At 73.2% G+C, this 21,074-nt stretch carries 16 protein-coding genes; 6 read left to right on the top strand and 10 right to left on the bottom strand.

Going from position 1 to position 21,074, the window contains the following annotated elements:
- Positions 1-330 precede the first annotated feature (330 nt).
- The gene (locus ACFVYA_RS43675) at positions 331-1,320 is read right to left on the bottom strand and encodes a LuxR C-terminal-related transcriptional regulator (RefSeq protein ID WP_387053690.1); all 990 of its coding nucleotides are present in this window, start codon (positions 1,318-1,320) and stop codon (positions 331-333) included.
- Between the two features lie 181 nt (positions 1,321-1,501).
- Between ACFVYA_RS43675 and ACFVYA_RS43680 the strand changes: the two genes are divergently transcribed.
- The 5 genes from ACFVYA_RS43680 (at position 1,502) to ACFVYA_RS43700 (ending at position 7,979) form a co-directional block, all read left to right on the top strand.
- Positions 1,502-1,768, top strand: a complete 267-nt coding sequence (locus tag ACFVYA_RS43680; protein WP_387053692.1) for a phosphopantetheine-binding protein — start codon at positions 1,502-1,504, stop codon at positions 1,766-1,768.
- The gene (locus ACFVYA_RS43685; protein ID WP_387053694.1) at positions 1,761-3,293 is read left to right on the top strand and encodes an acyl-CoA ligase (AMP-forming), exosortase A system-associated; all 1,533 of its coding nucleotides are present in this window, start codon (positions 1,761-1,763) and stop codon (positions 3,291-3,293) included. Before ACFVYA_RS43680 ends, ACFVYA_RS43685 begins: the two co-directional genes overlap by 8 nt.
- An 88-nt stretch (positions 3,294-3,381) precedes the next feature.
- Positions 3,382-4,221 (top strand): ABC transporter ATP-binding protein, encoded by an 840-nt coding sequence (locus ACFVYA_RS43690; protein ID WP_387053696.1) that lies wholly within the window; start codon positions 3,382-3,384, stop codon positions 4,219-4,221.
- A complete protein-coding gene (locus ACFVYA_RS43695; RefSeq protein WP_387053698.1) occupies positions 4,205-4,966 on the top strand; it encodes an ABC transporter permease in 762 nt (253 codons plus the stop codon). Before ACFVYA_RS43690 ends, ACFVYA_RS43695 begins: the two co-directional genes overlap by 17 nt.
- A 19-nt stretch (positions 4,967-4,985) precedes the next feature.
- On the top strand, positions 4,986-7,979 hold the full coding sequence (locus ACFVYA_RS43700; protein ID WP_387053700.1) for a beta-ketoacyl synthase N-terminal-like domain-containing protein: 2,994 nt from the start codon (positions 4,986-4,988) through the stop codon (positions 7,977-7,979).
- Positions 7,980-7,993: 14 nt separating this feature from the next.
- Here the strand turns inward: ACFVYA_RS43700 and ACFVYA_RS43705 are convergent, their stop codons facing one another.
- From ACFVYA_RS43705 to ACFVYA_RS43715, 3 genes are read right to left on the bottom strand one after another with little or no spacing between them, the layout of a single operon-like run.
- Complete coding sequence (locus ACFVYA_RS43705; RefSeq protein WP_387053702.1) at positions 7,994-9,241, bottom strand: MAB_1171c family putative transporter; 1,248 nt, start codon at positions 9,239-9,241, stop codon at positions 7,994-7,996.
- Entirely contained in the window at positions 9,238-9,798 is a 561-nt protein-coding gene (locus ACFVYA_RS43710; protein WP_387053704.1) for an ImmA/IrrE family metallo-endopeptidase, read from the bottom strand. The genes ACFVYA_RS43705 and ACFVYA_RS43710 overlap by 4 nt, the downstream gene beginning before the upstream one ends.
- Positions 9,795-10,217, bottom strand: a complete 423-nt coding sequence (locus ACFVYA_RS43715) for a helix-turn-helix domain-containing protein (protein WP_285991037.1) — start codon at positions 10,215-10,217, stop codon at positions 9,795-9,797. The genes ACFVYA_RS43710 and ACFVYA_RS43715 overlap by 4 nt, the downstream gene beginning before the upstream one ends.
- A 265-nt stretch (positions 10,218-10,482) precedes the next feature.
- Between ACFVYA_RS43715 and ACFVYA_RS43720 the strand changes: the two genes are divergently transcribed.
- On the top strand, positions 10,483-11,061 hold the full coding sequence (locus ACFVYA_RS43720) for a hypothetical protein (RefSeq protein ID WP_285991038.1): 579 nt from the start codon (positions 10,483-10,485) through the stop codon (positions 11,059-11,061).
- Positions 11,062-11,140: 79 nt separating this feature from the next.
- Here ACFVYA_RS43720 and ACFVYA_RS43725 read toward each other — a convergent pair whose 3' ends face one another.
- The 6 genes from ACFVYA_RS43725 to ACFVYA_RS43750 all read right to left on the bottom strand — a co-directional run.
- On the bottom strand, positions 11,141-11,887 hold the full coding sequence (locus ACFVYA_RS43725) for a thioesterase II family protein (RefSeq protein WP_285991039.1): 747 nt from the start codon (positions 11,885-11,887) through the stop codon (positions 11,141-11,143).
- Positions 11,884-12,948, bottom strand: a complete 1,065-nt coding sequence (locus ACFVYA_RS43730; protein ID WP_387053707.1) for an HAD-IIIC family phosphatase — start codon at positions 12,946-12,948, stop codon at positions 11,884-11,886. The genes ACFVYA_RS43725 and ACFVYA_RS43730 overlap by 4 nt, the downstream gene beginning before the upstream one ends.
- On the bottom strand, positions 12,945-14,084 hold the full coding sequence (locus ACFVYA_RS43735; protein ID WP_387053709.1) for an acyl-CoA dehydrogenase family protein: 1,140 nt from the start codon (positions 14,082-14,084) through the stop codon (positions 12,945-12,947). Before ACFVYA_RS43735 ends, ACFVYA_RS43730 begins: the two co-directional genes overlap by 4 nt.
- A gap of 3 nt (positions 14,085-14,087) precedes the next feature.
- Positions 14,088-14,339 (bottom strand): acyl carrier protein, encoded by a 252-nt coding sequence (locus ACFVYA_RS43740; RefSeq protein ID WP_043787964.1) that lies wholly within the window; start codon positions 14,337-14,339, stop codon positions 14,088-14,090.
- 32 nt (positions 14,340-14,371) lie between these two features.
- Positions 14,372-15,214, bottom strand: coding sequence for a 3-hydroxyacyl-CoA dehydrogenase family protein (locus ACFVYA_RS43745; protein WP_285991042.1), 843 nt, complete (start codon positions 15,212-15,214; stop codon positions 14,372-14,374).
- A 32-nt stretch (positions 15,215-15,246) separates the two neighbouring features.
- The coding region (locus ACFVYA_RS43750) for an SDR family NAD(P)-dependent oxidoreductase (protein WP_387053712.1) at positions 15,247-21,074 on the bottom strand (5,828 nt) is incomplete at its 5' end.

A 21,074-nucleotide genomic window follows, 5' to 3' on the forward strand; every position in this document is an offset into this window, starting at 1 on the left:
GGTACGTCCACTTCCGCGTCCCCGATGTGACGGCCGCCGTGGCGGCGGCCCGCGCCGCCGGTGGCGCGGAAGGCCCCTCCTCGTGAGTGAGGTGCGTTGTCGGCCAGGCTCACCCGCCCGACACCAGTGGCCCGGCGCGACCCGGCCTGGCCTGGCGCGGCCAAGCCTGGCGCGGCCTGGCGTGGCGCGACCCGGATGGGCGCGGCGCGGCCTGACACGGCCCGGCCCGGCCAAGCCAGGCGCGACCCGGCCAAGCCCAAGCGCCCCAAGGTGGCCTTCGGCGCGTTGAACGACCGAAGGTCACCTTGGGGCGCATACGGCGCCGGCGTGTCAGGCGAGGGTGAACCGCGATGCCGCCTGCACTCCGGCCTGGAAGCGCGACACCGCGTCAAGGTTCTGGAGCATCGCGGCGATGTGCCGCCGGCAGGTCCGCACCGACATCCCCAGCCGCCGCGCCACGACCTCGTCCGTCAGGCCCTGGGCCATCAGGCGTGCGATCGTCTGCTGCAAATCATGGGCGATTTCGCCGCTGTAGCCCTGGTCCTCGGCCGCGTACGGGGTTGCGCCGTCCCACAGCTGGTCGAACAGGCCCAGGAGGAAACGCACCATGCCCTGGTCGCGGACGCGGCGGGCCGAGAGGTCGGCGACGTCCAGGGTCACCGCCAGCGACCGGTCGAAGACCACCGCCGCCTGGGGGACCCGGCTCAGCGTGCGGATGCGGGCTCCGCGGCCGGCGAGCTGTGTCAACCGGGCGCGGGCCGCGTATCCCGCTCGGCTGCGGTGGGGGCACACCAACCGGACGCCGACGCCGTCGCCCAGCACCGAGTAGCACGCGTCCAGCAGCTCGTCGACCAGGTCGTCGGCCGCCTCGCCCGGGTGCAGGACCACCAGCTCGTCGCGGCAGACCTCGGCCGCCAGCTTGACCAGGCCGCGGATCTCGGCGATCCCCTCCAATCGGTCGAGCGCTGCGCCCGTGACGCCGGCCGGGGCGCGGGTGATGCCGTCGATGCGCTCGCGCAGCCGGTCGGCCAGCTCGCGTCGCTCGTACATCGCGCGTTCCAGCGGCGTCACGACCAGCTCCGCGGCCGCTTCGGGTTCGCGGGGGACGAGGCCGCCGTCGGCGGCCGTCCGCAGCAGGTGCAGCTCCACCAGCCGGGCCGCGGCCGCCTGCACCGTGTCGGCCGGCAGGCCGAGGTGGGCCGCGGCGGTGTCCACGGACGTGATCCGGCCGCAGCGCGCCGCGTAGCGGTACAGCTCGGCTTCCGGGTCGGGTTCGGGCATGGAGAACGCCCCGGGCGGCGGGAGAGTGACCGTCGACATCGTGCCTCCAAGGCGGGGTCGGCTACTTCGTCCACCGTCGCAGCCGGTCTTCTCGGGGCGCTCTCACGCCGCTCTCGACCGGCAGTGGCGGGATGAGAGCGCGGTGATGGCCCGGTGAGTCCGGGCGGTGGTGTCCTCGGGAGGACAACGGTTGACCGCCGAAGCGAAACAGGGTGACGAAATGCCTGAATCCCCCATCCCGCCAGGGTTCCTCGAGATCCTGATCGCGCACCTGCCCTACGCGCTCGGGGACCGGGTCGCCGAGGACGACGACCTCGCCGCGCTCGGGCTCGACTCGATGGGCGTCGTGCAGCTCGTCACCGACCTGGAGGAGACCTTCGGCTTCGAGCTGCCCGACGAGCTGCTCACCGAGGACACCTTCGCCACCGCGGGCAGCCTGTGGGCCGCCGTCGCGGAGTTCGTCGCGCCGGAGCCCGCCGATGTCTGAGGCCGCCGCCCCGGTGCGGCTCGACCGGCTCCTCGCCCGCGGCGCGGCCGGCGATCCGGCCCTGACCTACAAGGACCGGACGCTGACCTACGCCGAGCTCGCCGGCCAGGTCACGCGCGTCGCCCACGGCCTGCACCGGCTCGGCGTTCGCCGCGGGGACCGGGTGGCCGTGTACGCGGAGAAGCGCCTCGAGACCGTCGTCGCGCTGTTCGCCGCCGCGGCCGCGGGTGCGGTCCTGGTGCCGCTGAACCCGCTGTTCAAGGCACGGCACATCGCCCACGTGGCCGCCGACTGCACGCCGGCCGTGGTGCTCACGACGGCCGAACGGCTGGCGACGGTCCGTGAAGCGGTGCCCGCGGCGACCCCGGTCGTCGTGTTCGGCGAGCCCACGTGGGACGCCTTGACCGCGGCCGAGCCGACAGCGGTGCCCGGCGCGGTGATCGACCAGGACCCGGCCGCCATCATGTACACCTCCGGCAGCACCGGCGGCCCCAAGGGGGTGGTGCTGTCCCACCGCAACCTGCTCGCCGGCGCCGCGAGCGTGGCGGAATACCTCGGCCACACGCGCGACGACGTCGTGCTCGCCGCGCTGCCGTTGAGTTTCGACGCCGGTTTCAGCCAGCTCACCACCGCGTTCGCCGCCGGTGCGCACGTCGTGCTCGTGAACTACCTGCTGCCCCGGGAAATCGTCCGGCTGTGCGCCCGTCACGGCGTCACCGCGCTCACCTGCGTGCCGCCGTTGTGGCTGCAGCTGGTGACGCAGGAGTGGCCCGCCGAGGCGACCGCACGGCTGCGCTACTTCGCCAACACCGGCGGCCGCATGCCCCGCGCCACGCTGACCCGGCTGCGCGAGCTCTTCCCGGCGGCGCAACCGTTCCTGATGTACGGCCTCACCGAAGCGTTCCGCTCCACCTACCTCGACCCGGCCGAGGCGGACCGCCGTCCCGGCTCGATCGGGAAGGCGATCCCGAACGCCGAAGTCCTCGTGCTGCGCCCCGACGGCTCGCCGTGCCTGCCCGGCGAGCACGGCGAGCTGGTCCACCGCGGCGCCCTCGTGGCGCTCGGCTACTGGAACGACCCGGAACGCACGGCGGAGCGCTTCCGCCCGGTGCCCGGCCCGGAAGGCCTGGTGCGGCCGGAAATCGCCGTGTGGTCGGGCGACACCGTCTACCGCGACGAGGACGGGTTCCTCTACTTCGTCGGCCGGACCGACGAGATGATCAAGACGTCGGGCTACCGCGTCAGCCCCGCCGAGGTCGAAGAGGCCGCGTATGCCACGGGCCTGGTGGGGGAGGCGGCCGCGTTCGGCGTCCCGGACCCCGTGCTGGGCCACCGGATCGTGCTGGCAGTCGCTCCCGAGGGCGACGCCGAGGCGCTTTCCCGGGCGCTGGCGAAGGAACTGCCCGCGTACATGCTGCCGCGGCGGATCGAAATGCTGCCGAAGCTGCCGCGGTCGGTCAACGGCAAGTTCGACCGCGTCGCGCTGCGGGAGGCGGTGAGCGCGGTGCCCGCCGGCTCCGAATGACGGCAGTTTCCTGCCACCGCGGGAGTGCTCGTTTCCCGTGGTCCCCGTGCGACAGTCCAGAAGCCGTGAACCGCAAGGAGCGATCCCCATGTTGCAAGCAATAGACCTCCGGAAACGCTACGACGAAGTGCAGGCCCTCGACGGCTTCAGCCTCGAGGTGGCCGCGGGCGAGATCGTCGGGCTGGTCGGCCACAACGGCGCCGGCAAGACCACCTTCGTCGAAATGGTGTCCGGGCTGCTGCGGCCGGACAGCGGCACGGTGCTCGTCGACGGCGAATCGCCGACGCGCGCCCGCGACCGCATCGGCATCTCCCCGCAGCACATCGCCCTCTACCGCCCGCTGACCGTGCGCGAGCACCTGGAGCTGTACGGCCGCCTGGCCGGCCTGCGCCGGGCCGCGCTGCGCTCGGCGATCGACGACCTCACGGCCGTGCTGCGGCTGGAGAGCTTCCTGAACCGCACCTGCGGCCTGCTCTCGGGCGGCCAGCAGCGGCGGGCGCAGGCCGCGACGGCGCTGGTGCACCGGCCGGCGCTGCTGCTGCTCGACGAGCCGACCGCCGGTGCCGACCCCGAGACCCGTCAGGCGCTGCTCGACGTGGTCAAGCAACGAGCAGGCGAGGGAGCCGCAGTGGTCTACACCACCCATTACCTGACCGAACTGACCGACCTGCAGGCCACGATCGCGGTGGCCGCCGAAGGCCGCGTGATCGCCCGCGGCAGCGCGGACGAGCTGCTCTCGGGCCTGCCCGGCGAGGTCCGCGTGCGCACCGCCGACGACCAGCTGACCGTCTCGACCACCGACCCGACCGGCACGCTGCTGGAGCTGCTGCCCACGGTGACGCGGCCGGTCGAGTCCGTCGAACTGCGCAATCCCAGCCTGGACGACCTCTACCACTCCCTGGCGGTGACCGATGTCGACGCGCACTGACTCCCTCTACCGGGCCGGCGCCCTGGTCCGCTACAACGCGACCCTGCGCCTGCGCGACCCGTCGCAGCTGATCAGCTACCTGATCACGCCGATGATCTTCATGGTGCTGTTCCAGCCGCTGTACGTGAAGGCACTCGGCACCGGCGCGGTCGAGGCCGTGACCGGGCAGCTGGTGATGTTCTCCGTGTTCGCCATGGCGATCGTGGGCAACGCGATCTTCGTCGAACGCGAGTGGCGCACCTGGGACCGGCTGCGCGCCAGCCGCGCCGCCCGCGCGGAACTGCTGATCGGCAAGGCCGTCCCGGTGTTCGTGGTGCTGCTGATCCAGCAGGGCGTGCTCATCATCTACGGCTGGCTCGTCGTCGGGATGCCGTTCCCGGTCTCGCCCGGCCTGGTGTTCGGGGCGATGTGCCTGTGGGGCTTCATGCTCCTGGCCATGGGCGCCGCACTGTCCACTGTGGTCCGCAGCCGCGGTGACCTGATCGTCGCCGTCGACCTCGGCGCGATCACCATCAGCTCGCTCGGCGGCTCGCTGCTGCCGGTGTCGCTGATGCCGTCGTGGGCGCAGGCGATCGCGCCGTTCTCCCCGGGCTACTGGGGGCTGTCGCTCATCCGCTCGGCCATGGCGGGCGACGCCGAGGCGATGCTGCGCCCGGCGCTGATCGTGCTCGGCATCGGGCTCGCCACCGGGGCGTTCGCCACCTACCGGCTGGCCCACGGCTGGGGCCGCAGCCACCTGCTCTGACACACCGGAAGGACCTGCCATGACGGAACCGGCACACGAATCGGCCGTGGCGCTCGTCGGGATGGCGGGGCGGTTCCCCGGCGCCGCCGACGTCGAGCAGCTGCGCCGCAACCTCGCGGCCGGGATCCCCGGCCTGCGGGACCTGACCGACGAAGAGCTCGCCGCCGCGGGCGTGGACCCGGCCACCCCGGGCCACGTCCGCGTCGGCGGCCCAGTGGCCGGCGGCGTCGAGACGTTCGACGCCGCCGCCTTCGGGCTCGGCCCGCGCGAGGCGGAAACCCTGGAACCCCACCACCGGCTGCTGCTCGAATGCTCGTGGGAGGCGCTGGAGCGGGCCGGCTACCGGCCGACCGATCCCGGCGTGCCCGTCGGGCTGTTCGCCGGCTGCGCGTTCCCCGACTACCTGACCCGCCACCTCCCCGATCTCGCCGCGGAACCGGGCGGCAAACCCCTGCTTTCCGCGGGCGTGGAGCGGGACTCGCTCACCTCGCTCGTTTCGTACAAGCTGGGCCTGCGCGGCCCGGCGATCACCGTGCAGACCTACTGTTCGACCTCGCTGGTCGCGGTGCACCTGGCGTGCCAGAGCCTGCTGACCTACGAGTGCGACCTGGCCTTGGCCGGGGGTGCGGCGCTGCCGCTGCCGCAGACCGGCGGCCACGTCTCCGAGGAAGGCGGCATCCTGTCGCCCGACGGCCGGGTCCGTGCCCTCGACGCGGCCGCGAACGGCACGGTGATGGGGTCCGGCGCCGCCGTCGTCGCGCTGAAACGCCTGGAGGACGCCCTCGCCGACGGTGACGTCGTGCACGCGGTGATCCTCGGCTCCGCGGTCAACAACGACGGCCGGGACCGCGCCGGGTATCCCGCGCCCGGGGTCGCCGGGCAGGCCGCGGTGGTCGACACCGCGCTGGCCGTGGCCGGGGTGAAGCCCGAGACGGTCGGTTACGTCGAGTGCCACGCCGTCGGCACGCCGCTGGGCGACTCGATCGAGCTGGCCGCGCTGAACCGGGTGTTCGGGCCCGGCCGCGCGGCACCGTGCGTGCTGAGCTCGGTCAAGCCGAGCATCGGGCACCTCGACCGCGCGTCCGGCGTCACGTCGCTGATCCGGGCGGCGCTGAACCTGCGCGACGGCGTCCTGCCGGGCACCGCCGGGTTCCGCACCCCCAATCCCGCTCTCGGTGACCGGTTCACCGTGCTGCCCGCCGACCTTCCCTGGCCCGCGGACGGCACGCCCCGCCGCGCGGGGGTCAGCTCGTTCGGCGTCGGCGGGACGAACGCGCACGTCGTGCTGGAACAGCCGCCGTTGCGGGAACCCCGGCCTTCGAGCGGTCCCTGCCTGCTGACGTTTTCCGCCGGTGACGCGGCCACGCTCGACGAGGTGACTTCGCGGCTGCGCGCCCACCTGGCTTCGCACCCGGACTCGGATCTCGGCGACGTCGCCTTCACCCTCCAGGTCTCGCGCGGCCACTTCGCGCTTCGCCGGGCGGTGGTGGCCCGGGACCTTCCGGACGCGTTGGCGGCTCTGGCCGATCCGGGCCGCTGGATCGACGGCGAAACCCGCCGCCGGGATCCGCGGTTCCGCCTGGTGGCGGGCAGCGGTTCGGAGTGGACGTCGACGGCCGCGGCCGCGCACCGCCTGCTCGCCGGGGACGACGTCCCCGCGCCCGCTCCCACGCGCGACGGCGCCCTGTCGGCGTTGACCGCCGGGCTGACCCGGCTGGGCATCCGGCTGGACGAGAACGCCACCGACACTCTCGTCGTCGAGAGCGGGTCGGCGCAGGAGTGGGTGCTCGAGAGCTTGGCCCGGCTGTGGATCGCGGGCTGCACGCCGGACTGGCCGGCTCTGCACCGCGGCGCTGCCCGGCGGGTCGAGCTGCCGCCGTACCCGTTCCAGCGCAAGCGGTGCTGGGTCGACCCGGTCGCCGATCCGCGCCCGGCGGCTCACGTGCCGTCGTGGCGGCCCGACCCGCAGCCTCTGGCCGGTCTCGAGAGCCGGATCCGCGCCGCGGGGCCGTGGCTGCTGTTCGCCGCCGATCCGGTCGGTGAGGCCCTCGCCGAACGCATCACCCTGGCCGGGTCCGAAGTGATCACGGTGCGGCCGGGATCCGGGTTCGAGTGCCTGGACACCGGCGACTTCGTCGTCGGCCCGGGCGACCTGCCGTCGCTGCTGCGGTCGCTCGTGGTCGTCCCGCGGACGGTCGTGCACGGGTTCGCCCTCGGTGGCTCACCCGGGGACGTCGAGGCGGCGGCCGGGCTGTGGCCCGGAATGGTCACGCTGACGTCCGGCGCCGTCGGCGTGCTGGGGCCCGACCTGACCACGCCGTCGCACGCGGCGCTCACGGCGCTGACCGCGCGGCACGTCGACGTCGGCGTTTCCGTGCCCTTCGACCAGGTCTTGGCCGCAATCCTGCAGGCGGAGACCCCGCTGGCGGTGCGCGGCGACCAGTCGTGGCGGCTGCACCACGAGCCGTACGAGCTGACCGGGCACGCCGAAGCCGAGGTGCACCGCGCCGTGCCGGACCTGGGCGGACGGCGGGGGATCCTCCTCGTCCGGCCGGATCCCGCCGGTCGCGCCCTGGCGGCTCAGGCCCGGCTGGCCCGGCTCGCCGGCCGCGGGCGGTGGACCACGGTGGTGTCCACTTCGGACCCGGCCCCGGACGTGCTCGCCGCGGTGGCCGCGGCCGACCACCTGACCGAGGTGGTGCTCTCGGGGGTGCCCTTGGTCCGGCCAGTCCTGCCCGGTGCGGTTGCCGAGCCGTCGGAGCCGGTCCGGCCGCGGCCCGCGCTGGGGACGCCGTTCGTGGAGCCGGAGCCGGGCCTCGAGCAGGAGGTGGCGGCTCGCTGGGCGGCCACGCTGGGCTACGAGCAGATCGGCGCGGACGACAACTTCTTCGACCTGGGCGGCCGTTCCGCCGGCGCGGTCCGCATCGCCGCCCACTGGAACCTCCCCGCGACGGCGGTCGTGGAGCTGCCCACGGTCCGGCTGCTCGCGGCTCGCATCGCCGGACTGGGCTGACTGACGCCGAATCGTCAGTCAGGCGGTTCGGTGCCGGGAAGCGACTTGGCGACCTGCACCAGCCAGGCCACATCCGCCGGGAGGTCGGCTTCCCGGACGGGGGGCTCAGCGCGCTGGCCGCCGGGTTCGCCGGGGGACTGGCCGGCTCGGTACCGGCGCAGCCCGGCGGCGAGCATCACGGCTTCGGCGTGGGCCGTCCTTCGTGGCCCCGGCAGCGTCGATTCGCTCAGCGCACGTCGGTAGTCGGCGTCCCGGCAGTGGCCGAGCAAGGCGCGACGGGCGTCCCAGATCTGCATGACCCGCAGGTGCAGCCGCAGGTCGAAGTGACGGTGCAGCGGTGACCAGCATTCGTCCCACCTCGCCAGTGCGCGTGCCGTCCGGCCGGCGTGCGGCGACGGCGTGCGGAGCCGGCTACCGGGCCGTGACGCCGGCAGGGACAGGCGGACCTGGGGGAAGGCACCGGTGAGCTCGGCCCACAGCGGATGGAGGCGCCGGTGCGCGTGGTAGGCCCACCACCAGGCTCTGACCTGGGACAACCGCGGCCCCCAGAGCGGGGCGGTGAGCCCGGACAGGGAAAGGGGCACGGCGACCGCGAGCAGCCAGCCGATGAGCGAGCCTTCCTTCGCCGCGGGCTGGTGACCGGTGACGGCAAGGGTCAGGTACGCGGCGTGGAGCAGGAAGTAGAGCACTCCGGCGAGCAAGCCTGCGGTGCCGGCCAGCAGCCCGCGGCGGATCCAGTGGTCGTCGGCCCGGCGAGACCACGTCCAGGACGTCTTCGCCAGGGCTCCGACGATGAACCCGGCGTAGATCGTGAACACCACCAGGTAGCCGGCGGCGAGCGAGCTTTCGCTGTAGCGCCCGAGGTGCGCGGCCGTGAAGTCGCCGGGGTCCGCGAGCACCGCCGGGATCACCATGAGCGTGAGGGTCGCCGCGAGCACCCAGGCCTGCCGGACGGTACGGCGGACGGCTTCCCGGTGCTCGTGGACCAGGAAGGCGTAGGCGCTGTAGCCGGAATACAGCCCCACGACGGTGCAGACGTGTTGCGTGGTGGCCGAGATCCGGGCCCAGAGGGGAAGCGGACGGGTGGCTTCCGCGCCGTATTCGAGCAAGCCGAAGTAGAGGCCGAACGCCACGAGCAGCGCGCACAGCCACGCGCAGACCAGCGCGTTGTTCCACGGATTGCGCAGCACGGCGCGAAGGAAGAGCAGCCAGGCGGCGGTGGCGCCCGCCGCGGCGACGACGGTGCTGTCGAGGAAGATCACCAGCGGGGCCGCCGGACGAGGAGGGCTTCTTCGAACCGCTTGTTGACCTCGGCGACGACGTCCGAGCGGCGTGGCCGGACACCCCGGCGCCGGACGGCGCCGGCCCGCACCGACATCAGCGCCGCCGCGATCTCGGCCACCTTCTCCTCGATCGCCGAATAGCCCGCCCGCTTGGCGAACCGCTCCGCACCTCGCACCGCCTCCGGATCCAGCTCGTCGAGCTCTTCGTGCGTCAGGTCGCCGACAGAGGTGCCGCGGTGCCCGAACAGGACGTGGGCGGCTTCGTGCATGATCACGTGCTCCCGCTGCAAGGGCGGCAGGGTCTCGTCGACCACGATCACCAGGTCCTGGGCGCGCTCGATGACCAGACCGCCCGCGCCGTCGCGTGGCAGCGCGGTGGCGAGCAGGGCGACGCGTTTGCCGCACCGGCCGGCGATCTGCTCCAGCAGCGCGTTCAGGTCGAACGGGACCGGCCAGGTCAGTTCGTCCAGCACACCCTCGATCGCGTGCCGCACGGCGGACAGGCTCGCCCCTGCCGAACGGAGGGGATCGGTCATGCCCCGGTGGCCCCGGGAGCGTCCAGTTGTTCGATGAGCCGGGCGACCGCGAGCAGGCTTTCCGGGGACAGGCTGCCGAGCCGGGCGTTGATGCCCGTGACGCCGCCGCGATCGGCGGCTTCCTGCAGGCGCTGCGCGGCGGCCAGTGACTCGAGCTGCTCGTCGGCGACCGCGGCCTTGTCGTCGTCGAGGAAGTAGGTCACCTTCACGCCGAAGAACCGGGCGAGGGCTTCGAGGGTTTCGATCTTCGGGTTCCGCTCCTGGCCGGTGCGCAGCTTCCACACCGTGGTGCGCGACTTCCCAATGTGCTCGCCGATGGCCTGGTCGGTGACGGTGTGCTCGCCGTCGCGAGCCGCCTTCTTGGCGATCAGGGTGGTCAGCGCTTGGTCCAGAGTGCGCCGCGGATCCGGTTCGGCCATCGTCCACCTTGTTCAGTAAACTTTACTTGACGCTCCTGTGGGGCTCATCCTAGTATCCCTGATGTCGCTTTCCGGAGTTCCGGGCGGCGACGCCAAGGGGGACGACGGACGTGTGGGGAGCACGTCCGTACTCAATGCCTGTGCGTGTCTCGCGCCGGGCGCTTCCGTGTGATGCACCGCTTCGGTGACGCTGCCGGTGATCGGCGCGTGGCCGGGACACCGTCCCGAATTCTCCCCTGCACCCATCAGAACAGGAGTGGATTCGATGGTGAACACGAAATCACGAATCGCGGCGGCGGTGGCACTCTGCCTGCTGACCGTGTTGTCGTTCACGCAGCCGGCCTCGGCCGCCGAGGAGTCGTCCGTCCGGATCACGGGCACCCAGTGGTACGCCGGCTCGCCGAACTGCCGGACGGTGTACCTGCGCTCGAACGCGAGCTTCTACTGGGTGGCCACGGAACTGGGTGGCGGCGACCGGCGGTTGCGCGCCCGCACCAACGGCGACAACGGCTTGGGCACCTGGGAGCGGTTCACCCTGCGCGGCAACGGCTACGACTACACCCTCCGGTCCACCGAGGGCAAGTACGTCTCCGCCGATGTGGGCGGTGACGGAACCCTGTACGCGCGGGCGAACGTGCCGGACGCGTGGGAGCAGTTCCACATCTACTCGTACTACGACATCGACTCCCACAACACCAACATCAACATCACGTCCGTGGCGAACGGCCGGTACGTTTCGGCCGACATCGGCGGCGACGGCACGCTCCGCGCTCGTGCCACGGCCCCCGACCTGTGGGAGGGGTACCGGATCTACCTGGTGGAGGACAACGCCTGGGCGTGCTGACGGTCGCCGGGCCAACGGGTGATGGGCCCGCCGCCAGGGGTATTGGCGGCGGACCCACCACGTTCGGGGGTGGCCCGGCTCAGGACCAGGGGCGGAGGGCGGCGGCCAGGTGGGCCAGGGTCACGTCCTCCTGCTCCAGCACCGCGAAGTGCCCGCCCTCCAGGACGTGGCCGCGGAACGGGCGGACCGTCTGCTCCCGCCACGCCAGCACCGATTCCACACTCGCGCGGACGTCGGTGGTGCTCGCCAGCGCCGTCACCGGGAGCTCCAGCGGTGGCCCGGGGACATACGCGTACGTGTTCTTCACCGTCAGGTCCGCGCGGATCGGCGGCAGGATGAGCCGCAGGACGCGGGGGTCGTTCAGGAACACCTCCGGTGTTCCGCCCAGCGTGCGCAGCAGCGCCACGATCTCCGCGTCGCCCATGCCCGCCACGATCGGGTCGTCCGGGGTCAGCCACTGCGGCGCCGGGCAGCCCGACACCACCAGCTGCACCGGCATCGAACCGCCACGGCGAGCGATCTCCCGCACCAGCTCGAACCCGACCAGCGCCCCCAGACTGTGGCCGTAGACCGCGTAAGGTGAGTCGTCCGACAGGACGAAGTCCGCCAGATCCGCGACGAGCGAAGGCATGGCCGTGTGCGGGGTGTCCTTCTGCCGCGTCTCGCGGCCGGGTGGCTGGACCGGGCACACCGTCACCCCGGGCAGCCGCCCGATCCACGAGCGGAACGCCGACGCCGAGCCACCCGCGTGCGGCAGGCAGTACAGCCGCACGTTCCCCGCCGTCGCGGGGAACGGCAGCCAGCGGCTCGCCACGGCCGTCGTCACGACTCCACCTCGAGCGCCACGTACGCCGGCGGCTCCTGGATCGCGGACAGGTCCGCCGCGAGCACCACGTGCGCGCCGTCCCGCGAAACCTCGCGGAACCCGCTGAACGCGTAGGTGATCTGCATCATCCGGTTGCGTCCCGTCTCGACGAAGTCCGCGCGCAGCCCCGCGCCCGCCGCGCGAGCCAGGCCCATGACGTGGCCCAGCAGCACCGTCCCGACCCCACGCGACATCACCCGGCACGACATCAGCATCATGTTGAGCCGCCAGTCCGGCGAACCCTTCTCCAGCAGCGCCAGGCCGATCTTGCCGTAGGAGCCGAACTTGTCGGTGAGCGACGCGACGAGCAGCACGTGGTCGTCCGAGGAACGCAGTGCGTCCAGCTCGTCGTAGGAGTAGGTCCGCCCGGTCGAGTTGAGCTGGTTGGTGCGGACGGTCAGCTCCTCCGCCCGCTGCAGGTCCTCCCGCCGGGCCGGCGCGATGGTGAACCGCAGGTCCAGGCTCGCGAGGAAGTCCTCCCCGGTGCCCGCGAAGTCCGCCTCGACGTCGTCGCGCGCGAGCTGGCTGAGATACATCCCGCGCCGCTGCGCCGACTCGTCGGTGACGAACCGCGGCGCGAACTCCGGACGCCGCAACACCTCGTCGGCCTCCAGAACGTCCACAGTGGTCACCTGCGGCAGCGCGAACGCCACCTCGGCGCGCTCGAACTCCTGGTCGTCGACGAACGCGAACGCATCCAGCCCCAGGTTGAGCTTCTGCGCGATCCGGCCGATCGACACCGACTTCGCGTTCCACGAGATGCGCGGGAACAGGAAGTACTCGTCCAGGCCGAACTCGCGCAGCTTCGCCATCGCGGCTTCGTGGTCGTTCTTGCTGGCGACCGAGTGCAGCACGCCCATTCTGTCGAGCCGCTTGACGTGCTCGACCACCCACGGCCGCAGCCGGACGTCGCCGTCCTCCAGAAGAACCCCGTCCCAGACGGTGTTGTCGAGGTCCCACACCACGCACTTGATCTTGCCCTGGACCGGCTTGACGGTCGCCGGCTCGATGAGACTGGTCACGGTACCTGCTTCCGGTAGGCCTCGGCGGCGATGGTCATCCGCTGGATCTCGGTGCTGCCCTCGATGATTTCCATGACCTTCGAGTCCCGGTAGAACCGGGCGACGGGGTAGTCCCCGCTGCAGCCGTTGGCGCCGTGCACCTGCACGGCCTCCGACGCGTGCTTCGCGGCCGCGGTGGAGGCGAAGTACTTCGCCACCCAGGTGGCCATGATCGTGGCCGAGTCGCCCCGGTCCTTGAGCCGGCCGGCCTCGGCCAGCAGCAGCCGGGCCGCGCGGACGTCGGTGACCATGTCCGACAGCTTCGCCTGGATCAGCGGCAGGTCCTTCAGCGGCTGCCCGCCGACGGTCCGCCGGGTCGTGTAGCCCGCGCACGCGTCGGCGCAGGCCTGGATGATGCCCACCGACCCGGCCGCCACGCTGTAGCGGCCGAGGTCGAGCGTGCCGGTGAGGACCATGCCGGAGGCGAAGCCGCTCGGCCCGAGCAGCGCGTCGGCGCCCAGCCGGACGCCGTCGAAGCCGATGGAAGCCAGCATCGACGAGCGGGTCCCGAGGATGTCGTCGATCGGGGTGACCGTGACGCCGGGCGCGTCACGCGGCACGAGCAGCGCGATCGTGCTGGCCGGGCCCTTCGCGAAGACGAGGAACAGGTCCGCGCGCTGCCCGTTGGTGGTCCACTTCTTGAGGCCGTCGAGCCGCCAGCCGTCGCCCTCGGGGGTGGCGGTGGTGGTGATCGCCGCCGTGTCGCTGCCCGCGCCGGGCTCCGACAGGCAGAACGCGCCCAGGACGCGCCCGCTCGCCAGCTCCGGGCCCCACCGGTGTTGCTGCGCCTCGGTGCCGAAGCGCAGCAACACCCAGGAGAGCATGGTGTGCACGGTCAGCAGGCTGCGGACCGACGAGCAGCCGCGGCCGACCTCCTCGTGGAGTTCGCCGAGGGTGACCATGTCCGTGCCGGCGCCGCCGAGCGCGGGCGGCAGGAACGGCGCCCACAGCCCGGCTTCGGCGATCTTGTCCAGCAGGTCCTCGGGGATCCGCCCGGCCTTGTCCCACGCGTCGGCGAAGGGCACGACGTGCTCGTCGACGAAGGCCCGCGCGGCCTCGCGGCCGGGCGCGCGGACCGCGGTGAGTACCTCCGGCACGGCTCAGCCCACCGTCGCGGCCGGGCGCAGGCGGCCGACCAGCTCGGTCATCGCCGCCGCGGTGCGGAAGTTGTCGATCCGCAGCTCGTCGTTGGGGATGGTGACGCCGAACGTCTTCTCCAGGTGCATCACCAGCTCCATGGCGAACAGGGAGTTGATGTAACCGAGCGAGAAGATGTCCTCGGTCTCGGTGATCGCCGCCTGCGGGAAGCGGCCGGTGATGAAGGCGAGGATGTCGCCGGTGGTCTCGGACATGGCAGGTGCTCCTTCGGTTTCCGGGGAAGTGATCAGCTGTAGGTGTAGAAGCCGCGGCCGGACTTGCGGCCGTGCAGGCCGGCGTCGGTCATCTGCTTGAGCAGCGGGCACGGGCGGTACTTCGAGTCGGCGTAGTGCTCGTAGAGCACCTCGACGCTGTAGAGGATCGTGTCGACGCCGATCAGGTCGGCCGTCTCCAAGGGACCCATCGGGTGGCCGAAGCAGCCGCGGAACACCTCGTCGACCGACTCGGCCGTGGCGACGCCCTCGTGCACCAGGTAGGCGGCCTCGTTGACGGTCAGCATGAGCACGCGGTTGGACACGAAGCCCGACGCGTCCTTCACATCGACCCAGCGCTTGCCGATGCTGGTCAGCAGCTCGCGGGTGCGCAGGATCGTCTCCGGCGTGGTGTGGAAGCCGGGGATCAGCTCGACGACGGGCTTCTGCGGCACCGGGTTCATGAAGTGCACGCCGATGACGCGGCCCGGGTTCTTCCCGACCGACGCGATCCGCGTGATCGGCACGGCCGAGGTGTTGGCGATGATCACCGTGTCCGGGCCGCAGACCTCGTCGAGCTCGGCGTGCACGGCGGCCTTGATGGCCCAGTCCTCGGTCACGTTCTCGACGAGGATCTCGGTCTTGTCCAGCGCGGCCAGGCCGACCGCGGTGGTGATCCGGGCGAGGATCTCGTCCGCGTCGAGCGCGGGGCCGCCCATCAGCCGGCTGAGCCGGCAGTTGCGCGTGATCGCGGCGCGGGCCTCGTCGAGGATCCGCTCGTCGGTGTCGACCAGCACGACCTCGTGGCCGGCGGCGGCGAAGTCCTGGGCGACGCCGATGCCCATGACGCCGGCGCCCACCACTCCCGTGACTGCCATGACTGTTCCCTTTCTGTGGACTGACTTGGAGTTCAGGCCCGGCGCCGTCGGGCGGCCGCGGCCTTGATCCCGGAGCGGCGCAGCTGTCCCTGCGCCTGGCTGTCGGGAGCGGGTTCGGGGGCCTCCGGGCCGCCGGCGGCGATCTTCGCGAGCGCGGCGACGGTGGGGGCCTCGTGGACGATGTGCGGCGGCAGCTCCGCGTCCGGGAACGCGGTGCGCAGCGTCGCCAGCAGCGAGATGCCGAGCAGGGACGTGCCGCCGAGTTCGAAGAAGTTGTCGGACGCCCCGACGCGGTCCAGCCGCAGCGCTTCGCACCACGCCTCGGCGACCGCGCGTTCGGCGTCGCCCTCGGGCTCCTGGAACGGCGTGACCAGCTCCGGCCTTGGGTGGCGATCGGCGGACGCGCCGCCGTGTGCCGCCGAGGTGACCGCGTCGACGCTGAACCGGGCCGCCACCGCGGTCACCGCGGGGAGGTCCTGGGTGGACACCACGACGTGCGGTTCGCCCGAGGCCAGCGCCCGCAGCAGCGTGCGCCAGCCCTGCTCGAAGTCGATGCCGAACTTGGCGCGGTGCTCGCGGAAGTACGTCTGGATGTCTTCCTCGTACCCGGAAAGCCCTTCGTCCCAGGCGTTCCAGGTCCACTCGCCCCACGAGATCGACACCGTGCGGCCGCCGTGGCAGGCGGCGTAGGCGTCGAGCCACGCGTTGCCGGCGCAGTAGTCGACCTGGCCGGGTCCGCCGCCGGTGACCGAGGTGATCGAGGAGAACAGCGCGACGAAGTCGAGGTCCAGCCCGGCGGTGGCCGCGCTGAGCGCCCGGGAGCCGGGCAGCTTCGGCGCGAGGACCTGGTCGGCGTCGCCGGGCTCCTTGAACTGCATCAGCCCGGTGCCCGGCACGCCCGCGGTGTGCAGGATGCCGTGCAGTGCCCCGAACTTCTCGAGGGCCACGGCGACCGCGCGCCGCACGTCGGCCTCCTCGGCGACGTCGCCTTCGACGACCACCACTTCGCCGCCGAGCTCCTCGACCGCCAGTACGCGGGCGACGCGGTCGCGGATCGTGCCGGGCACCTCGTCGGTGCCCTCGGCGATCCCGGCCCAGCGCTCGCGCGGCGGCAGGCCGCGGCGGCCGAACAGCACCAGTTTCGCGTGGCTGTCGCGGGCCAGCCGCTCGGCCATCGCCAGCCCGATCCCGCCGAGCCCGCCGGTGATCAGGTAGACGCCCTGGTCGCGCAGCACGTCCTTCGCCTGGTCGATCGGCTGCGGTGACAGGACCTCGTAGCCGGGCAGCCAGCGCCGCGACCCGCGCAGCGCGACCGTGCGGCCGGGAGCCGGGCGGTGCAGTTCGGCGACCACCGCGGCGGCGCCGGCGGCCGCGTCGACGTCGATCAGCCGCGTCTGCACGCCCGGGTACTCCATCGGGATCACCAGGTTGGGGCCGGTGAGCGTGGCCGCGTCGGGCCGGAGCTCGCCGTCGTGCAGGACGCGCTGGGTGCCGGTGGCGGCGAGGTCGAGCGTCCAGCCGCCGAGGCCCAGCTCGCCGGCGGCGCGGGCCAGCGCGACGAGCGTGTGGAGGCCGAGGGCGAGGGAGTCGCCGTCGTCGAGGTTCCACAGGTGGACGACGCGGTCGAGCCGGGTGTCGCCGCGCTTGAGGTCGCGCAGCAGCTTGAGCAGGTCGCCGACGTCGCCGGGGCGGACGGTGGCGTCCGGGCCCGGCCGGTACCCCGCGCCCGGCCGGACCACGGTCACCGGGTCGCCGGTGCGGCGGATCCCGTCCAGGACGTCCTCGGCGCGGCCGGGACGGGCGAACACCAGCCAGGACGCGGACTGCGGCGCGACGGGCGCGGCCGAGGTCTGGCGCCACACGGGCAGGTTGATCCACTGCTCCTCCGGCAGCAGCGGGATCCGGTCGAACTCCTCCAGGGGCCCGCTGGCGCCGGGCGTCTCCACCCGGGTGCCGCCGGCCGCCGCCGGTTTCGCCTCGATCCAGTAGCGCTGCCGCTGGAAGGGGTAGGTCGGCAGCGGCACGCGACCCGGGGCGGACCCGCGGTAGACCGGTGTCGCGGTGCCGCGGCCGTGGTAGGCCGACCAGTCGAGGTCCGCGCCGAGCAGCCACAGCCGGGCGAGAGCGTCGGTGAGCACCTCGTCGGCGGGCCGCGGGTCGTCCGCGGCGGGCAGCGTGGCGGTGATCATCGGCCAGCGGCTCGCCGGGCTCAGCCCGCGCAGCAGCGCGCCGAGCGACGGCCCGGGACCGATTTCGACGACGGCCAGGTGCTCGTCGGCCAGGAGCTCGGCGGCCGCGTCGGCGAACCGCACGGTCTCGCCCATGTGCCGTGCCCAGTAGGCCGGGTCGGTGACCAGCTCCGCGGTCGCGTGCCCGCCGGTCACGTTGGACAGGTAGGGCAGCTCGGGCGCGTTCAGCGTGACGTTCGCGGCGATCCACGCCGTCAGCCCGGCCGCGGCCGGTGCCAGCATCCGCGAGTGGAAGGCGTGGCTGGTGCGCAGCGGACGGCACGGGACGTCCGCGGCCCGCAGGTCCTGCGCGAGCTGTTCGACGGCGGCGGTCTCCCCGGCCACGACGATCAGCTCCGGGCCGTTCACCGCGGCGACGTCGAGCCCGCGGGCGGCAAGGCCGAACCGCGCCTCCAGCTCGGTGGCGGACAGCGGCACCGCGGCCATCGACCCGCCCGGCAGCGCGGCGATCAGCTCCGCCCGCTTGGCGACCAGCGCCAAGGCGTCCTCGAGCGAGAGCACCCCGGCCAGGCAGGCGGCGACGTACTCGCCGAGGCTGTAGCCGAGCATCGCGGCGGGCCGCAGTCCCCAGTCCACGAGCGTCCGGGCCAGGGCGTAGTCGACGGCGAACATCAGCGGCTGCGCCAGTTCGGTCCGCTGCAGCCGTTCGGCGCGGGGGTCTTCGTCGCCGGAACGGCCCAGCAGCGCGGCCAGGCTCGGCCCGCCGCCGCGTTCGCCGGTGACGAGGTCGCCGTCGGCATCGAGGTGCGCCAGGCACTCGTCGAGGTGGGCGCGGAACACCGGTTCGCGCCGGTACAGCTCACCGGCCAGGCCGGGGTACTGCTCGCCGACACCGGCGAAGAGGAACGCCACCGGCCGGCCCTGCACCGGTTCGACCCGGGCGGCCGGAGCGCCGGTCAGCGTCGCGACCGCACCGTCCACATCGGACGCCACGGCGACCCGCCGGTGCTCGAACGTCTTGCGCCCCTCCTGCAGGGTGAACGCGACGTCCGCGAGCCGCGCGTCCGGGGTCCCGGCGAGGTGCTCGCCGAGGCGCCGGGCCGCCGCGTCGGCCGCGTCCGCGGTGCGGGCCGACACCGGCAGCACCTGGTGGCGGCGTTCGGTGTCCGGGTCGCCCGGGGGCGGCGCGGGCCGGTCGGGCGGCTGTTCGACGACGACGTGCACGTTGGTGCCTCCCATGCCCAGCGAGTTGAGCCCGGCGATCCGCGGACGGCCGCCGTCGGTGTTCCACGGAGCGAGCTCGGCGGCCACCCGGAACGGGCTGTGCGCGAAGTCGATCTCCGGGTTCGGCGCGGTGTAGTGCAGCGTCGGCGGGATCAGGCCCTCGCGGACCACCAGCGACGCCTTGATCAGCCCGGCCGTGCCCGCGGCGCGGTCGAGGTGCCCGACGTTCGGCTTCACCGAGCCCAGAGCGCAGTACTGCTTTTCGGCCGTGTCCCCGAACGCGCGGGTCAGCGCGGCGACCTCGATCGGGTCGCCCAGCTCGGTCGCGGTGCCGTGGGCCTCGACGTACCCGACGTCTTCGGCGGCGACCCGGGCGTCGGCCATCGCGTCGGCGATCACCCGCGACTGGCCGCCCACGCTCGGCGCGGTGTAGCCGACCTTGAGGGCACCGTCGTTGTTCATCGCCGAACCGCGGATCACCGACCAGATGTGGTCGCCGTCGCGCAGGGCCGCGCCGAGCTTCTTCAGCACGACGACGGTGGCGCCGTCGCCGAACATGCTGCCGTGCGCCTGGGCGTCGAAGGTGCGCACGTGCCCGTCCGGCGACTCCTGGCCGCCGGGGGAGTGCAGGTGCCCGATCCGGTCCGGCACGCGGACCGAGACACCACCGGCGAGCGCCATTTCGCAGTCGCCCGCCCGCAGGCTGCGCATCGCGGTGTGCACGGCCACCAGCGACGTCGAGCAGAACGTCTGCACCGCCATGCTCGGGCCGCGCAGGTCGAACAGGTAGGACACGGTGGTGGTGAGCGCGTCCTTGTCGTTGCCCATCACCAGCTCGTAGATGCTCGCGTCGGCGTCGGAGGTGAACTGCCCGGCGATGCCGAGCAGGTACGTGGAAAGGTTGCAGCCGCCGAACACGCCCACCCGGCCGCGTTCCCCGGGCCGCGCGTACCCGGCCTGCTCCAGGGCCTCCCAGCAGACCTCGAGGAACAGCCGCTGCTGCGGGTCGGTCAGCGCCGCCATGCGCGGGCTGAGGCCGAAGAACGCGGCGTCGAAGCCGGTGACGTCGTCGAGCACCGGCCGTGCCGGCACGTACGCCGGGTCACGGACCTGCGCGGGGTCGACACCGGCGGCGATGAGCTCGTCGGGCTCGAAGAAGGTGATCGACTCGACGCCGTCGCAGAGGTTGCGCCAGAACTCGTCGACCGTGCCCGCACCGGGGAACCGGCCGGCCATGCCGACGATCGCGATGTGCCGGTCCAGCTCGTCGTCGTCCGGATCCGCCACGACGACCGGCGCGGCCGGGGCCACGACCGGGGCTTGTTCGTCGAGGGTGGCGGCGAGCGCCTGCACGGTCGGCAGCTCGAACAGCGTGACGGTCGGGATGGCGACCCCGAAGCGTTCCTTGACCAGCGCGAGCATCTGCAGGGCGAGCAGCGAGTTGCCGTTGAGGTCGAAGAAGTTGTCCCGGGTGCCGACCGGCTCGACGCCCAGCACGGCCGACCAGACCTCGGCGAGGCCGCGTTCGGTGGCGGTCATCGGCGGGGTGTAGGGCTGCGGCAGGTCGGGCCGCGGGAACCGGTCGGCGGTCGTCGGCTTCGTGGGCTTCGCGGCGCCGGGAAGGCGCTCGTCGAGGCCGCCCGCGGCGACGATCACCACGGAGCCCGGGTGGGCGGTGAGGCGGTCGAAGGCCGTCAGGGCCTGGGCCCGGGTCATGGCGTGCTTGGCCATGGTGGCGCCGAGGCGGCCGTCGAGCCGGTCCAGGGTGCCCGGCCAGGTGTCCCAGGCGGCGGCGAGCCAGCCGGGACGGCCGTGGGCTTCGGCCAGCAGTGCGGCGTTGGCGGCGGCGTAGCTGCCGAAGGTGACCCCGCCGAGCAGCGCCGAGGTGGACGAGAACAGCAGCGTCCACTCGGGACGGTCCGCGGCGGGCAGCTCGGCCAGCGCCGCGGCCAGCACCCGCGCCCCGCCGACCTTGGCGGCGAAGTGCCGGGCGATCCCGGCCTCGTCCACTTCGGACAGCGGACGGAACCCGGCCGGGTCGGAGTCCGCGGCGGCGTGCACGATGCCGTCGAACCGGCTTTCGGCGAGCAGCGCCCGCACCGCGGCCGGGTCGCCGACGTCCAGGCGAGGGGTGTGGACCTCGGCGCCCAGCGCGCGGAGCCGCGCCACGGCGGCATCGGTGCCCCCGCTGCGGCCGGCGAGCACGAGCCGGCGCGCGCCGCGCGTGACGAGGTGCTCGGCCACGGTGAGCCCGACGCCGCCGAGGCCGCCGGTGATCAGGTAACTGCCGCCGGCCCGGATCGCCGGCGCGTCGGCGGGTTCGGCCGGGCGGTAGTCGGGGACGAGCCGCTGGTCACCGCGGTAGGCGACGAGCGGAGTGCCGGGCGAGCGCAGCTCGGCGGCGAGAACGGCGGCGGCTTCGGCTGGCCCGAGGGCCGGGTCGATGT

Source organism: Amycolatopsis sp. NPDC058278 (assembly GCF_042881395.1).
Taxonomy (GTDB): domain Bacteria; phylum Actinomycetota; class Actinomycetes; order Mycobacteriales; family Pseudonocardiaceae; genus Amycolatopsis.

What these genes read in the sequence shown, in the direction of transcription:
- ACFVYA_RS43715 (WP_285991037.1), bottom strand. Translation starts at nt 10,217, where the DNA reads ATGGCCGAACCGGATCCGCGGCGCACTCTGGACCAAGCGCTGACCACC.
- ACFVYA_RS43710 (WP_387053704.1), bottom strand. Translation starts at nt 9,798, where the DNA reads ATGACCGATCCCCTCCGTTCGGCAGGGGCGAGCCTGTCCGCCGTGCGG.
- ACFVYA_RS43690 (WP_387053696.1), top strand. Translation starts at nt 3,382, where the DNA reads ATGTTGCAAGCAATAGACCTCCGGAAACGCTACGACGAAGTGCAGGCC.
- ACFVYA_RS43700 (WP_387053700.1), top strand. Translation starts at nt 4,986, where the DNA reads ATGACGGAACCGGCACACGAATCGGCCGTGGCGCTCGTCGGGATGGCG.
- ACFVYA_RS43680 (WP_387053692.1), top strand. Translation starts at nt 1,502, where the DNA reads ATGCCTGAATCCCCCATCCCGCCAGGGTTCCTCGAGATCCTGATCGCG.
- ACFVYA_RS43675 (WP_387053690.1), bottom strand. Translation starts at nt 1,320, where the DNA reads ATGTCGACGGTCACTCTCCCGCCGCCCGGGGCGTTCTCCATGCCCGAA.
- ACFVYA_RS43745 (WP_285991042.1), bottom strand. Translation starts at nt 15,214, where the DNA reads ATGGCAGTCACGGGAGTGGTGGGCGCCGGCGTCATGGGCATCGGCGTC.
- ACFVYA_RS43740 (WP_043787964.1), bottom strand. Translation starts at nt 14,339, where the DNA reads ATGTCCGAGACCACCGGCGACATCCTCGCCTTCATCACCGGCCGCTTC.
- ACFVYA_RS43720 (WP_285991038.1), top strand. Translation starts at nt 10,483, where the DNA reads ATGGTGAACACGAAATCACGAATCGCGGCGGCGGTGGCACTCTGCCTG.
- ACFVYA_RS43695 (WP_387053698.1), top strand. Translation starts at nt 4,205, where the DNA reads ATGTCGACGCGCACTGACTCCCTCTACCGGGCCGGCGCCCTGGTCCGC.
- ACFVYA_RS43685 (WP_387053694.1), top strand. Translation starts at nt 1,761, where the DNA reads ATGTCTGAGGCCGCCGCCCCGGTGCGGCTCGACCGGCTCCTCGCCCGC.